The sequence below is a fragment of the Acetobacter papayae JCM 25143 genome, from assembly GCF_000613285.1.
Lineage (GTDB): Bacteria > Pseudomonadota > Alphaproteobacteria > Acetobacterales > Acetobacteraceae > Acetobacter > Acetobacter papayae.
On sequence record NZ_BAIN01000001.1, the window covers coordinates 68,495 to 82,031 of the forward strand.

The following is a 13,537-nucleotide window of genomic DNA, read 5'->3' on the forward strand; positions in this document are numbered from 1 at the left end:
GATCGGGCGCGTTGCGTTCTTGTTGTCAAACCTGATGGCTGGCTATCATCTATCAAGGGAAAGCCGGAACGAGCGCGCCGTAACATGAAACAGTTTTTTCTTGCATTGCTACGCTCGAACCGGGCGTTGCCGGGGTATCGGCTGTCCCTGATCACAACCCTGCTCTGGGCGGGGTTGCTGATTCTTCTGCCGCTTTCTACGCTGCTGGTACGCCCATGGCAGGATGGCGTAAGCGCCATGCTGACAGCCTTGCGCGATGGGCGCATGTTTGCAGCTCTCTGGACCAGCTTTTCCTGCGCGGCCACGGCGGCGGCCTGTAACCTGCCTTTCGGCTGATGCTAGCCTGGGCGCTGGTGCGTGGGCATCTGCCGGGACGGCATGTGGCCAATGCCCTGATCGACCTGCCGCTGGCTCTGCCCACGGCGGTTTCCGGCATTACGCTGGCGACTTTGTACAGCCCGAATGGCTGGCTGGGCGAGCCTCTGTCACGGCTTGGAATTTTCGTTTCATACAACCGGCTGGGTATTGTGGTGGCCCTCATGTTCGTGGGGCTGCCGTTTATGGTGCGTGCTATTGAACCCGTGCTGCGCGACCTGCCCCATGAGCTTGAAGAAGCTGCCAAGCTGCTTGGGGCCAAGCCATGGCAGGTCTTTACGCGGGTGATTGTCGCTCCGCTTCTGCCCGCTCTTGTTACGGGGTTCGGTCTGGCCTTCGCGCGGGGGATCGGGGAATATGGCTCGGTCATTTTCATCGCAGGCAATCAGCCTTTCAGGAGCGAGATTGCACCTCTGCTGATTGTCGTGCGGTTGCAGGAGTTTGATTACGCTGGAGCGACCGCCATTGCTCTTATCCTGCTTGTGGCGTCGCTTCTGGTGCTGCTGCTGGTGGGGATGATGCGTAAGCGGCTTGCCTTGTGGAGTGAGCCCGCATGATGCGTTACGTGCTGTGGGTAGCAACTTGGCTGTTCATTTTGCTCGTGCTGGTAGCGCCCCCAGCCATGGTGCTGAGCGAGGCCCTCAAGGACGGGTTGTGGGCGTCACTCGCCACCCTGTCAGACCCGGACGGCCTATCCGCCATATGGCTTACGTTGCGCGTTACGGTGGTGTCTGTCGCCATTAATACGGTGTTTGGTGTTCTGGCGGCATGGTTGCTGGCCTGCTTTCGTTTTCGTGGGCGACAGGCGTTGCTGGTGCTGCTGGAACTGCCGCTGAGCATTTCACCTGTGGTGTCAGGTTTGGTGTGGTTGCTGCTGTTTGGTGCGCAGGGCTGGTTCGGCCCCATGCTGGAGCGGTGGAATATCCACATAGCCTTTGCGGTGCCGGGCATTATTCTGGCCACGCTGTTCGTTACCCTGCCCTATGTGGTGCGTACGCTGCTGCCCGTTATGGAGCTGCAGGGGCGTGATGCAGAAGAGGCCGCCGTGCTGGCCGGAGCCAATTTCTGGCAGGTTCTATGGCATGTCACCCTGCCCGGCGTGCGTGGAGCACTCTTGTCCGGTGTGCTGCTGACAACGGCGCGCTCGCTGGGCGAGTTTGGTGCGGTGTCGGTGGTATCTGGCCATATTCCGGGCGAGACCGAAACCATGCCGCTGCATATCGAGAATTTGTACAATGGCTATCAGTCGGTGGCAGCTTTCACGATGGCAGCCCTGCTGGGGGTCATGGCCATGGGAGCCGTGCTGCTGCGCTCAGCCCCGGAATGGATCGCGCGCCTGCGGGAGAGAAAGGCATGAGTATTGAAGTCAGCGCTGTTGAGCGTTTTGCTCCCGGTCGGCGCAAGGCGCTGCTGAGGAAGGTTTCGCTCGACGTGCCGGATTCCGCTTTTGTAGCCCTTGTTGGCCCTTCGGGCGCAGGCAAGACAACACTGCTCAGGGCCATTGCTGGACTTGATCCTTACCAGAGTGGCACGGTCAGCCTGGATGGTCAGGTCATGGAGGATGTGAGCGCACGCGCGGGCCAGATAGGCTTTGTTTTTCAGAACTATGCCCTGTTCCCGCATATGACGGCTGCGCGCAATATCGCGTTTGGTCTGGACGTGCTGCCCGCCGCCCGCCGCCCTGCCCGCGCCCGGATTGATGAGCGGGTAAAGGAACTGCTCGATCTGATGCAGATCCTGAACTGGGGAGTGCCTACCTGCCCGTCTGTCCGGCGGCCAGCGGCAACGTGTGGCGCTGGCTCGCGCACTGGCTACTGGCCCGCGTGTGCTGCTGCTTGATGAGCCTTTTGGTGCGCTTGATCCGATTGTGCGGCGTTCGATCCGCTCGTGGCTGCGAGACCTGCATGACCGACTGGGACTGACCACCATCCTTGTCACCCATGATCAGGAAGAGGCGCTGGATGTGGCCGACAGGATCGTGGTCATGCAAGATGGGCAGATCGTGCAGGATGCTTCGCCCGTGGAACTCGATCGCAGCCCGGCAACCGAGTTTGTTATGGAGTTTCTGGGCGAGGCCGTTTCCTTCCCCGGCGATGTTCAGTCCGGACGTATGGTGCCGCATAACCCGCTCGTTCAGCCTTTCCCGTGCCGACTTCCGTGGTCGATGGCCCTGCTGTCGCCATGATACGGCCGTATGAAATCCAGCTTGTTCCTGCACAGCCGGGGCAGGATACCCCATGGAAGGCGCTGCCACGTGGGGCGCGCAATGGCTACCGGCATTATGTGCTCAATAATGCAGAGCACAGCATTCCGTTCTTTCTGCCGCAGGATGGTGTGGAGCATGCCCTTGAGGGCACTGCGCTGGATATCAGCCGGGCGCGGTTGTTCCGTAATGGTCTCGCCTGCCTGTAAGGCGTGCGACATGATACGTTTTTTGTTCGTGATATATTGATAATATCATCTGTTTTTTGTATTTTCTTTGGCAGGAACGGGCCAGAAAGGGACGGAAGTGGATCGCAGAAACAATCGCCGCGATGAAGACGGGCTGAGCGTTGTCACGGCAAACCGGCTGCTGGACGGACGGATTGTCTGGCTTGACCCGCAGCGCGTGGCAGTTGACCATTAAAAACGCTGCAACCTTTACCAATGAGAGCATGCCCGAGCGGCTGGCAAACCAGAACGCCCGTGCAGCGGCAGATGAGGTTGTGGGGGTTTATGGTGTGCAGGTCGAACTGTCTTCATCCGGCCCCGAGCCGCTGACAACCCGCGAACGCATTCGTGCGTTTGGCCCCAGTGTGCATGCCGCCTTCACCCCGGCCTGGCAGCCCCCCGCGCAGGCGGAACAGGCCTGAAAACCGTTAGCAGGACAAGAAACCATGCCCCAGCTCCTTCAGTCCACGCTTCCGGTCGGGCGTTATGCCTATGACGAGGTTGACCGTGCATTTCTGGCACAGCGCGTTGAGCAGTTCCGTGATCAGGTGGCCCGCCGCCTGTCCGGTGCGCTGAGCGAGGACGAGTTCAAGCCCCTGCGGCTGATGAACGGTCTGTACCTTCAGCTTCATGCCTATATGCTGCGCGTGGCTATTCCGTATGGCACCCTTAGTGCCGGGCAGATGCGCACCCTCGCCCATATTGCACGGCGTTATGACCGGGGTTACGGGCATTTCACCACGCGCCAGAATATCCAGTTCAACTGGATCAAGCTGGAAGATACGCCCGAAATTCTGGACGTGCTGGCCGATGCCCAGATGCACGCCATCCAGACCAGCGGTAACTGCATCCGCAACGTGACATCCGACCAGTTCGCCGGTGCCGCGCGTGACGAGGTGCTTGACCCGCGTGTGCATGCGGAAATTCTGCGGCAGTGGTCTACCCTGCATCCTGAATTCACCTTCCTGCCGCGCAAGTTCAAAATTGCCATTTCCGGCAGCGCGCAGGACCGTGTGGCAGCCCGCTTCCATGATATCGGGCTGATTGCTCGTGTCGGGGCTAATGGCCGTGCCGTGTTCGAGGTGATTGTGGGCGGCGGACTTGGGCGTACACCCATTGTCGGCGTCAGCTACGCGACGATCTGCCTGAAGAAGACCTGATTGCCTATCTTGAGGCCGTGTTGCGCATCTATAATGAGTATGGCCGCCGCGATAATATGTACAAGGCGCGTATCAAGATTCTTGTGCAGGCCCTTGGTCGTGAAGCATTTCTTGAAAAGGTAAATGCCGAATTCGCCGCCATGGATCGCAGCCGTTACCGTCTGCCGGCCGAGGTTGTCGATGCCATTCGCGCACGTTTTGGCGCACCGGCTTTCGAAACGCTGGCCGATGGTTCTGAGGCTCTGGCCGCCCAGTGCCGTGCGGACCGTGAGTTCGCCGTATGGGTTGGCACCAACACGCACCCGCACAAGCAGCCCGGCTATTGCAGCCTGACGGTATCATGCAAGCCTGCGGGTGGTATTCCGGGTGATGCAACGGCTGAACAGATGGACCTGCTGGCTGATCTGGCGGATCAGTATAGCTTTGGCGAATTGCGCATTACCCACATGCAGAATGTCGTGCTGGGCCATGTTCGGCAGGATCGCCTGTTCGATATCTGGCAGGTGTTGCAGGCCAACGGGCTGGGCACGGCCAATGTTGGGCTGCTGACTGATATCATTGCCTGCCCCGGTCTGGATTACTGCTCGCTGGCCAATGCGCGCTCCATCCCTATCGCGCAGAAACTGAGCGCGCGTTTTGCTGATAACACGCTGCAGCAGGAAATCGGCCAGCTCAGGCTGAATATTTCGGGCTGCATCAATGCGTGCGGGCACCACCATGCAGGCAATATCGGTATTCTGGGGGTGGACAAGCGTGGCGAGGAAGCTTTCCAGATTACGCTTGGCGGCAGCACGGGGGATGATGCATCCGTCGGCCAGATTCTGGGCTCTGCCATGTCCGAAGACGAGACAGTGGACGCCATTGCCCGTATAATCGACACCTATCTCGTCCGGCGTAATCCGGGTGAGCGTTTTATCGAGACCTGCCGCCGTCTTGGCGCGGCGCCATTCAAGGACGCAGCCTATGCCACTGTTTGAGAACGGCCAGATTACGCAAAACGGCTGGCAGACTGCACAGGAAGGCGTAGCCCTGCCGGAAGGCGATGTGCTGGTGCCGCTTTCCCGTCTGGCTGAAGGGCTTGGGCGTAATGGTGCGGGCCGTCTTGGCGTGGTGCTGGAACCGGCGGACCGGGTTGAAAGCCTGCGCGAAGCCCTGCCCCGTCTGGACCTTGTGTGTGTGACATTTGCCTCCTTCCGTGATGGCAGGGCTTTCAGTCAGGCCCGCGCCCTGCGTGAGCATCTGGGCTATACAGGCACAGTACGGGCAGCGGGGCATATTCTGCCCGACCAGTATGAGTTCCTGCTGCGTTGTGGGGTTTCGCAGGTCGAGATTCCGCAGGAGAGCGACCCGGTTTTCTGGCAGGAGGCGCATACCCGCTTTACCATGGCGTATCAGCTTCCGTGCTGGACGAAAAACCTGAAGGCACCGGCCTCAGGAGATGGCTGCTTTCCTGAGGGCATAAGGCGGGTCCGTATCATGACAGGCCCCGTTCGTTCGGCCCTGCGTGCCGGTCTGGTGGCAGGGCTGCGTGCGTATCTGGGCTTTGCCCTGCGAACCAAGCGCTGGACAATCGCTCTCTCCCCCCAGTCACAGGACTGGTTGACCGGGCGTGAAGGCCGCGTAGCGGTTGTGGCCTTCTGGCACGAAATGTTGCCGCTTTCGCCTGCCCTGTGGTGGTGGGCGGAGCCACACAACCCAGCTCTCCGGCTTAGGGTTCTGATAAGCCGTAATCAGGATGGCCGGTTGATTGCCGATGTCGTGGCACCATGCGCATCTGGTCCATTGCCGGATCAAGCGATACACGAGGCAAGAACAAGGGCGGAGCCAATGCCCTGCGGCAGATGCGCCGCAGCCTACGGCATGGCTGTCTTGTTGCCATAACCCCCGATGGCCCCAGAGGGCCAAGGCGTAAGGTTCAACAGGGGGTGCTGGCTCTGGCGCGTCTGGCCGGAGCTCCTGTGGTGCCAGTTGGCGCTGTCTGCCATGGCCTGAAGCTGAAAACATGGGACCGAATGGTGCTGCCGCTGCCGTTTGGCCGGGGTGTGCTCTCCTGCGGTGATCCGCTGTTTCTAGATAGCCTGCCGGATGGGGCCGACCCTGCTCTTGTGCTGGAACAGGCTCTGAATGGTGCGATGGGCAGTGCGGAGCGGCTCAGAGCCACCCCCATGGATACAGAGAACCCGCCCAAGGCCCTTGCGCCGCTTGCACTGACACCTTCGCGCATATGGTCCGTTGCTGGTCGGGTTCTGACCCCGCTCCTGCCTTTGTTTCTGCGCTGGCGGCTGGCGCGGGGTAAGGAGCTGCCCGAGCGTGTGCGTGAGAAAATGGGCCATGCGTCCCGCTCCCGCCCGGATGGGGCGCTGGTGTGGTTTCATGCGGCCAGTGTGGGTGAGGTTATCTCCCTGCTGCCTCTTGTGCAGAAATGTCTGGCCCTGCGTGCGGATATGCATGTGCTGCTGACAACCGGCACCGTTACGGCTGCCCATACGGTTGCCCAGAGACTGGCCGATGCGCGTGTGATCCATCAGTTCATGCCGCTTGATGTGCCGCGTTGGGGGGGGCGTTTTTTACGTCACTGGCAGCCGCAGGCCGTGGTGTTTACGGAAAGCGAACTCTGGCCCACCATGATCGGCCTGTGCCATGCACGTAATATTGCTGTGGCGCTGGTCAATGGTCGCATGTCGGACAGGAGCTTTAAACGCTGGCAGCGCATGCCGGGGGTAGCACGAGCCATGCTGGAGCGTTTTGCGTGGATATGCCCCAGAAGCCCGGAGGATGCCGGGCGTCTGTCTGCTCTTGGAGCGTCCTCCGTTCTGCCTTCGGGTGATCTCAAACGCGCTGCGGCCCCCTTGCCGGTAGATCAGGCGGAGCTTGAGTGTTTGCGCGCCAGTTTGGGGGCGCGGCCAGTCTGGCTGGCGGCTTCCACGCATGCCGGAGAAGAACAGGCGATTATCGATGTAGCCCGCGCCCTGTCGCAGGATATACCAGATTTTCTGACCATTATCGTGCCCCGTCACCCCGAGCGTGGTGCCGATATTGCTGCCATGGCCGGTGGAGCCCCCCGGCGACAGCTAGGGCAGCTTCCGCAGCCGCAGGATCAGATATGGGTGGCAGATACACTGGGCGAACTGGGGTTATTTTTCCGGCTGGTGTCATGCGTTTTCATGGGCAATAGCCTGCCGGGTTGCAAAGGGGGCGGCCACAACCCTTATGAACCGGCCCGGTTGGGCTGCGCGATTGCCACCGGTCCGCTTACGGGTAATTTTACCGAAGCCTATCAGCATTTTGGCGATGCCGTGGCCAATGTGCCGGATACTCAGGCTCTGGCAGCTGGGTACGCCGTGTTGTGGGTAATCAAGCCCTGCGTGAACAAATGGGCCATGCCGCGCAGGAGATCACCATGGCGGATCAGTCTCTGGTTGATCAGTTGGCGGAGCGGGTTGTGGCGCTGGCATGGTCATGCTGAAACCGCCTGCCTTCTGGCGCAATCCTGCGGCACGTCTGCTGCCTGCTCTGCTCTCGCCTGTTGAGGCACTGGTGATCCGTGCTGCCCGCAAAAGGCAGAAAAAAACGGGCTGGAGCGCCCTGTGCCCGTATTGTGCTGTGGCAATGTGAGCGTGGGGGGTACGGGCAAAACCCCAGTGGTTATGGAACTGGCACAAAGGCTGATCCGGCGGGGGAAAAAGCCGCATATCCTTGCACGCGGATATGGTGGGCGGGTGCCTGATGGTACGCGGGTTGACCCGAGGCGGCATGGAGCGGGCGATGTGGGGGATGAACCGCTGCTGCTGGCCAGCATATGCCGGTCTGGGTGGGGGGAGATCGTGTGCGGGGCGCAGAACGCGCCATTGAGGCAGGGGCGGACTGCCTTCTGATGGATGATGGATTTCAGAATCCGGGATTGCGCAAGACAGCGTCCCTGCTGGTTATCGATGGTGGAGCCGGCGTTGGCAACGGGCATATATTACCCGCCGGGCCGTTGCGTGAACCTCTGGCGGATGCGCTGGCGCGTAGTACGGCCATCTTGCTGACCGGTGCGGACAGGACAGGCTTTCTACCCAGGCTGCAAGCCTGTGGAAAGCCAGTTTTTCAGGTGTTTTTCAAGCAGTCAGCCGAAGTCGCAGCGGTGATGGGTAAGCCCTGTATCGCGTTTGCGGGGCTCGGTCGGCCGGACAAGTTTTTCGATACCCTACGTGACGCGGGGGTAAACCTTGTCGGGATGCGCACATTTGCCGACCACCATCCCTATACCGCGCGCGATCTTGCAAGGCTGGAGACAGAAGCCCGGAGACATGGTGCCGTGCTTGTTACCACGCCCAAGGACCATGTGCGTTTGCCGTCGGAATTTCAGGCCCGGGTTATCAGTGTGGGTGTGGATTTGATCTGGGGGGATGAGGCTGATCCTGAATGGATTTTGGATCAGTTTCTTGAAGGAGAGTGGCATGGCAGCGTGGCTTCGTAAAACGGGGCAATGGCTTGAGGCCTGTGTTGCCCAAGCGCTGCTGGCGTTTCTGGGAGGGATGAAGCCTGAAACCGCCTCAACCTTCGCAGGCAATCTGGCGCGGGCTATTGGCCCTTTTCTGCCGGTCTCCCGTGTAGCCGAGCGGAATCTGGAACTGGCCATGCCGGAACTGTCCCAGCGCGAAAGGCGTGCCATCGTGCGGGGAGTATGGGAAAATCTGGGGCGCACGGTGGGGGAATTGCCCCATATTGCCAGCCTGCAGGAGAATACCCCATCCGGTCCGGGCTTTGAGGTTCAGGGGGCTGAATATCTGCATGAGCAGGCTCGCCATGGTGGGCCGGTGCTGTTCGTATCCGGGCATATTGGCAACTGGGAAATGCTGCCTCCAGCGGTGGCGCGGCATGGCGTGCCATTTGCCTCGTTTTACCGTGCGGCAGGAAACCCGCGTAGATGCGCTTATTCGCACCCTGCGTGATAGCGCCATGGGTGGCAAGACGGTGCCACTGTTTGCCAAAGGCGCAAAAGGCGCGCGTGAAGCGCTGGCTTATGTGGCGCGTGGTGGGCGGCTTGGCATGCTGGTGGACCAGAAAATGAACGATGGTCTGGAGGTGACGTTTTTCGGTCAACCCGCCATGACAGCCCCTGCCTTGCTGCCATGGCCCTGCGCTACCGCTGTCCGGTTATTCCGGGTTATGTGATGCGTCTGGGCCCTGCCCGCTTGCGCGTGGTGGTGGAAGCGCCCCTGACCCTGCCAGATACAGGGAATAAACAGGAAGATACCCGCCTGCTGACACAGGCGATCAATGACCGGCTTGAAAGCTGGATACGCCAAAAACCGCAAAGCTGGTTGTGGCTGCACAGGCGGTGGCCAAAATCCTGCTATCGAGCCTGACAGACATTCCGGCCGCAGGGCTTTTATAATACTGGTTTCCCGCTATCGTGCCCCGGCCCGAACCAAGAAGCAGGAGATTTTGTATCATGACCGCCCCCAGCCCCGCTTTGGCCTGCCGACTGGAAGCCGCCCGATCCGTTGTGCGGGATGCCGCGCGTATGGCCATGGCCATGAGGCCGCAACCGGGTGGCCCGCAGGGCGAACTGAAAGCCGCACAGGACTGGCTGACCGAGACTGATGGCGCGGTAGAAGCCTTTATTGCCGGGCGCATGAAGGCGCTTTTTCCCGATGACGGGTTTGAGGGTGAAGAAGGCGGCGTAACCCGCACAGGGAGCCTGCGCTGGGTTGTGGACCCGATTGACGGCACCTCCAATTATGCGCGAGGCCGTAGCCGGTGGTGCGTTTCGCTTGGGTTGCTTGATGGCGATGAGCCTGTTGCGGGCGTTATTGAGGCCCCTGCGTTGCAGGAGGTTTATACCTCGTTACGCGGCCATGGTGCTTTCCTGAATGGCAAGCCCATTCAGGCCTCCCGCGTGGCGGAACCCTCGCGCGCCATGATTGAAATGGGCTGGAGCGGGCGCGTGCCCAAGCCGGTTTTCATGGAAAAGATTGATGCGATCATGGAACTGGGAGCCATGCCTCGCTCAGGTGGCTGCGGCGCGCTGGCACTGGCCGATGTGGCAAGCGGGCGGCTGGACGGCTATATCGAGATTGTCATCAATCTGTGGGATGTAGCCGGAGCCCTGCCCCTGCTGGCGGAAGCCGGAGCGAGGGTTTCGCCCTTTCTGCGTGATGGCGGGCTGACAGGCGGGGCCGTAATCATGGCGGCTAACCCCCATATTGCCCAAACCCTGTCTGATGCCGTGGGTATTCCTCTGGAATAGAAGGAAAAACACGGCAAGGCCTTTCTGCCGCCATAAAACCATGCTCTCTTCTGATGCAACAAAGATGCCGGTTACCATGGAGAAAAACGGCCATGAAACAGTTTACCCGTTTGTCCGTCGTGTTTGCGCTTGCGGGTGCGACAACATTGGTTGCCGGGACGCAGGAACAGGCTCGGGCATCGGATACACCACAGGCGACGGTTGATCGTGCAGCCCTGAGTGTTGAGGATATTTTCGGGAATAGCAGCCAGCGCTCCGTCCTTAGCACCAATCTGAGCAAGGCGCGGGCGGTTATGGTCTGCCCTGCCATGTTCCGGGTTTCCATCGGGTTCGGGGGCGCGCACGGAAGCTGTGTTCTGCTGGCGCGCGATGCCCGTGGCTCGTGGTCAGACCCGGCATTTTATACGCTCAGCACCGCCTCGGTGGGGATCCAGTTCGGGGTCCAGAGTTCGCAGATACTGTTTTTTATCATGACAGACAGGGGCTTGCAGGCATTGCTGGATAGCCAGTTGCAGCTTGGGTCCAATGCGGGGGCCTCTTTCGCCAATATGAGCACGGCCGTGGCCAGTGCCAATGCGGGGGCCAGCAACACGGACATTCTTGTTGCCCAGCGTTCGCAGGGTGTGTTCGCGGGGGCTTCGCTCGGTGGTAGCAAGCTGACGGTTAACAGCGATGTAAACCGTGAATATTACAGCCAGACGGTCGGGCCTGAAGAGATTGTTGTGACCATGCGGGTCAATAATCCGGGGCTGATCCGTTGCGCCGGATACTGATGCGTTATTCCACGGCATCCGCCGCAACCACGCCCGCATCAAGCACCAGCCGGAGTACCGCTGCCACGAACGATAGCTTTGATGATGCGGTTGAGCCCGGTTCTGCCGGTGGCGGTATCCGTCAGGAAAGTCTTAGCCCGACCAGTTCGAGCCACCGTTAATCCGGCCATATCGGCAAAAAAGCACTGACTATGAGTCAGTGCTTTTTTCTGAACTCGCTAACATTTTGATTATGTTCAGACAGGGTGGCAGCAAAACTGTGCCCCCCCGAGCCATTTGCGACAAAATACAGGGCATCGGTTCGTGCCGGATGGGCTGCGGCGTCTAAGGCCTGTGTTCCCGGTGCGCAGATGGGGCCAGGCGGCAGGCCGGTGATCAGATACGTATTATAGGGGCTGGGTGTCTGAAGGTCTGATCGTGTCAGTGGGCGGCCAAGCGGCGGATTGCCGTGAGTTATGGCGTAGATAACCGTCGGGTCAGTCTGGAGCTTCATGCTTTTGGCGAGCCTGTTGAGGAATACCCCGGCAATAAGGGGGCGTTCATCAGGAACAGCCGTTTCTTTTTCAATCAATGAAGCCAGAACAAGAAGCTCTTCAGGTGTGTGCAGCATTTGAGTGTCGGGCGAGCGTGCCTGCCAGATTTCTTGCAGGCTGTATGCAGGCGTAGCTGCATCTGTGCCACAAGTGCCTGTCGGGTGCTGTCGCGCAGATAGCTGTATGTCTGTGGCAGTATGTCACCCTCACCCAAGGCAGGCACATTACCTGTCAGGAAGGGGGCATTGCTGATAAGGGCGCTGATCTGGCTGGCCGTCAGCCTTCGGGTATGGTCAGCCTGTGCAGAACAGGTTTGGCATGCCGCAAAATCCACAGGGTTTCTTGCAGGGAAACACCAGCAGGGAAATGGAACTCCGCCGCATGGAGTTGTCCGTTATGGCGTGTCAGCACAACGGCAACATGGAAGAGCGTTCCGTGCCACCAGTCATCGGCCAGAATGCCGGAATTCTGTAAAACGGCTGCGGTTGAAGCGTAACCGCCATGGGGGATGACAACATCCTGCCCCACTGCCAGAGGGCCGGGGCGTGTATAGTCATGCCCGCCAAACCCGGCGGTACCTCCTACGCATAGGAGTACACCCGCACCAAACAGAATCGCCCCGCGCAGAAGGAAATTCTTCCTTTTGCGCGGGGCGGATGCTTTTGGTTTTTTCGTGCGCTTAGACGCCACGCACGATCAGGCTGGCATTGGTGCCGCCAAAACCGAAGCTGTTGGACAGCGCAACATTGATCTGACGCTGCTGGGCTGTATGTGCCACCCGGTCGATCACGCTCTCGCGCGAAGGATTGTCGAGGTTCAGCGTCGGCGGTGCCACGTTGTCGCGGATAGCCAGAATGGAGAAAATGGCTTCAACCGCACCGGCAGCACCCAGAAGATGGCCTGTTGCCGATTTGGTAGAAGACATGGCCAGCGTACGGGCATCATCCCCAAACAGGCGTTCGACTGCTTCCAGTTCCATGTCATCGGCCATGGTGGAGGTGCCATGAGCATTGACATACTGGATATCAGACGTGTTCAGGCCTGCGCTCTGGAGTGCGGCACGCATGGCGCGGTAAGCACCATAATGGCCTTCAGCCGGAGCGGTGATGTGATAGGCGTCGCCAGACATGCCGTAGCCGATGATTTCGCCATAAATCTTGGCGCCACGGGCTTTGGCGTGTTCGTATTCTTCCAGAACAACCACACCCGAGCCTTCGCCCATGACAAAGCCATCGCGGTCCTTGTCCCATGGCCGTGAGGCGGTCTGGGGTGTTTCGTTAAACCCGGTCGAAAGAGCGCGCGCCGAACAGAAACCGGCAATACCCAGAGGGCATACGGTCGCTTCCGCACCACCCGCGACCATGACATCGGCATCGCCGAACATGATCAGGCGCGCGGCATCGCCAATGGCGTGCACACCTGTGGCGCAGGCCGTGACAACCGAATGGTTGGGGCCCTGAAAACCGTATTTGATCGAAACATGGCCAGAAACCAGATTGATCAGGGCAGAAGGAATAAAGAACGGCGAAAGACGCCGTGCCCGCCCTTCATGCACGGTAATCGACGCATCATAGATGGTCTGCAGACCGCCAATGCCCGAACCGATCATGACGCCGGTACGGCACTTGTCTTCCTCAGACTGAGGTTTCCATCCGGAATCCTCTACAGCCTCGGTCGCAGCGACCAGCCCCATATGAATGAAGCGATCCATCTTACGCTGGTCTTTGACAGGCACCCATTCCTCAAGGGTCAGTTTACCCTCGCTTGTTGGGCCCTGTGGCACTTCGCCTGCAATCTGCGCTGGCAGATCACTGGGGTCGAACTGCGTGATCCGTCCGATCCCGCTTTCTCCCGCCGTAAGGCGCGACCATACATTTTCGACACCGAGGCCGAGCGGCCCGACGATGCCCATGCCGGTGACGACAACGCGTCTCCGCTCCGAATTCAATCCGGCCGACAGCAACAAACCAGCCCGCTCCCTGTTCGACACGTCCATGGCCCCCTGACAATCAGGGGCCATATTCCAAC

The 13,537-nt window shown here is 60.0% G+C and carries 12 protein-coding genes and 6 pseudogenes; 15 read left to right on the plus strand and 3 right to left on the minus strand.

Annotation, left to right across the window (positions count from 1 at the left end; translation table 11 throughout):
• Nucleotides 1-84 precede the first annotated feature (84 nt).
• The 15 genes and pseudogenes from cysT to JCM25143_RS25490 all read left to right on the plus strand — a co-directional run bounded on the left by cysT (nt 85) and on the right by JCM25143_RS25490 (nt 11,137).
• Nucleotides 85-932, plus strand: a pseudogene (cysT, locus tag JCM25143_RS15415) (sulfate ABC transporter permease subunit CysT).
• Nucleotides 929-1,732 carry a sulfate ABC transporter permease gene (locus tag JCM25143_RS00360; protein ID WP_025859643.1) on the plus strand — a complete coding sequence of 268 codons (804 nt, stop codon included), beginning with the start codon at nt 929-931 and terminating at the stop codon, nt 1,730-1,732. The pseudogene cysT and the gene JCM25143_RS00360 overlap by 4 nt, the downstream one beginning before the upstream one ends.
• Complete coding sequence (locus JCM25143_RS22940; RefSeq protein ID WP_267879890.1) at nt 1,729-2,214, plus strand: ATP-binding cassette domain-containing protein; 486 nt, start codon at nt 1,729-1,731, stop codon at nt 2,212-2,214. Before JCM25143_RS00360 ends, JCM25143_RS22940 begins: the two co-directional genes overlap by 4 nt.
• Complete coding sequence (locus JCM25143_RS22945; protein WP_234394819.1) at nt 2,165-2,560, plus strand: ATP-binding cassette domain-containing protein; 396 nt, start codon at nt 2,165-2,167, stop codon at nt 2,558-2,560. Before JCM25143_RS22940 ends, JCM25143_RS22945 begins: the two co-directional genes overlap by 50 nt.
• Nucleotides 2,557-2,787, plus strand: a complete 231-nt coding sequence (locus JCM25143_RS21155; RefSeq protein ID WP_035370247.1) for a hypothetical protein — start codon at nt 2,557-2,559, stop codon at nt 2,785-2,787. Before JCM25143_RS22945 ends, JCM25143_RS21155 begins: the two co-directional genes overlap by 4 nt.
• A gap of 97 nt (nt 2,788-2,884) precedes the next feature.
• Nucleotides 2,885-3,227, plus strand: a pseudogene (locus JCM25143_RS15430) (DUF2849 domain-containing protein).
• Nucleotides 3,228-3,251: 24 nt separating this feature from the next.
• A pseudogene (locus tag JCM25143_RS15435) lies at nt 3,252-4,942 on the plus strand (nitrite/sulfite reductase).
• A pseudogene (locus JCM25143_RS15440) lies at nt 4,929-5,419 on the plus strand (DUF934 domain-containing protein). Before JCM25143_RS15435 ends, JCM25143_RS15440 begins: the two co-directional pseudogenes overlap by 14 nt.
• Nucleotides 5,420-5,441: 22 nt before the next feature.
• Entirely contained in the window at nt 5,442-5,846 is a 405-nt protein-coding gene (locus JCM25143_RS22950; RefSeq protein WP_234394805.1) for a lysophospholipid acyltransferase family protein, read from the plus strand.
• Nucleotides 5,732-7,495, plus strand: a complete 1,764-nt coding sequence (locus JCM25143_RS15445) for a glycosyltransferase N-terminal domain-containing protein (protein ID WP_234394806.1) — start codon at nt 5,732-5,734, stop codon at nt 7,493-7,495. Before JCM25143_RS22950 ends, JCM25143_RS15445 begins: the two co-directional genes overlap by 115 nt.
• Nucleotides 7,428-8,427 (plus strand): annotated as a pseudogene (lpxK, locus tag JCM25143_RS15450) (tetraacyldisaccharide 4'-kinase). Before JCM25143_RS15445 ends, lpxK begins: the two are co-directional and overlap by 68 nt.
• Nucleotides 8,408-9,319: pseudogene (locus tag JCM25143_RS15455) on the plus strand (LpxL/LpxP family acyltransferase). The pseudogenes lpxK and JCM25143_RS15455 overlap by 20 nt, the downstream one beginning before the upstream one ends.
• Before the next feature lie 86 nt (nt 9,320-9,405).
• Nucleotides 9,406-10,203 (plus strand): inositol monophosphatase family protein, encoded by a 798-nt coding sequence (locus tag JCM25143_RS00400; RefSeq protein ID WP_025859644.1) that lies wholly within the window; start codon nt 9,406-9,408, stop codon nt 10,201-10,203.
• Nucleotides 10,204-10,295: 92 nt separating this feature from the next.
• A complete protein-coding gene (locus JCM25143_RS15460) occupies nt 10,296-10,976 on the plus strand; it encodes a lipid-binding SYLF domain-containing protein (RefSeq protein ID WP_456303587.1) in 681 nt (226 codons plus the stop codon).
• Nucleotides 10,976-11,137 (plus strand): hypothetical protein, encoded by a 162-nt coding sequence (locus JCM25143_RS25490; RefSeq protein ID WP_456303588.1) that lies wholly within the window; start codon nt 10,976-10,978, stop codon nt 11,135-11,137. Before JCM25143_RS15460 ends, JCM25143_RS25490 begins: the two co-directional genes overlap by 1 nt.
• Before the next feature lie 35 nt (nt 11,138-11,172).
• On the opposite strand, the gene mltG is transcribed toward JCM25143_RS25490, so the two are convergent.
• The 3 genes from mltG to fabF form a co-directional block, all read right to left on the minus strand.
• A complete protein-coding gene (mltG, locus tag JCM25143_RS22955; protein WP_234394807.1) occupies nt 11,173-11,586 on the minus strand; it encodes an endolytic transglycosylase MltG in 414 nt (137 codons plus the stop codon).
• A 199-nt stretch (nt 11,587-11,785) separates the two neighbouring features.
• The gene (locus tag JCM25143_RS22960; protein WP_234394808.1) at nt 11,786-12,199 is read right to left on the minus strand and encodes a hypothetical protein; all 414 of its coding nucleotides are present in this window, start codon (nt 12,197-12,199) and stop codon (nt 11,786-11,788) included.
• Nucleotides 12,189-13,421, minus strand: a complete 1,233-nt coding sequence (gene fabF, locus JCM25143_RS00415) for a beta-ketoacyl-ACP synthase II (protein WP_035370248.1) — start codon at nt 13,419-13,421, stop codon at nt 12,189-12,191. The genes JCM25143_RS22960 and fabF overlap by 11 nt, the downstream gene beginning before the upstream one ends.
• Between the last annotated feature and the right edge of the window lie 116 nt (nt 13,422-13,537).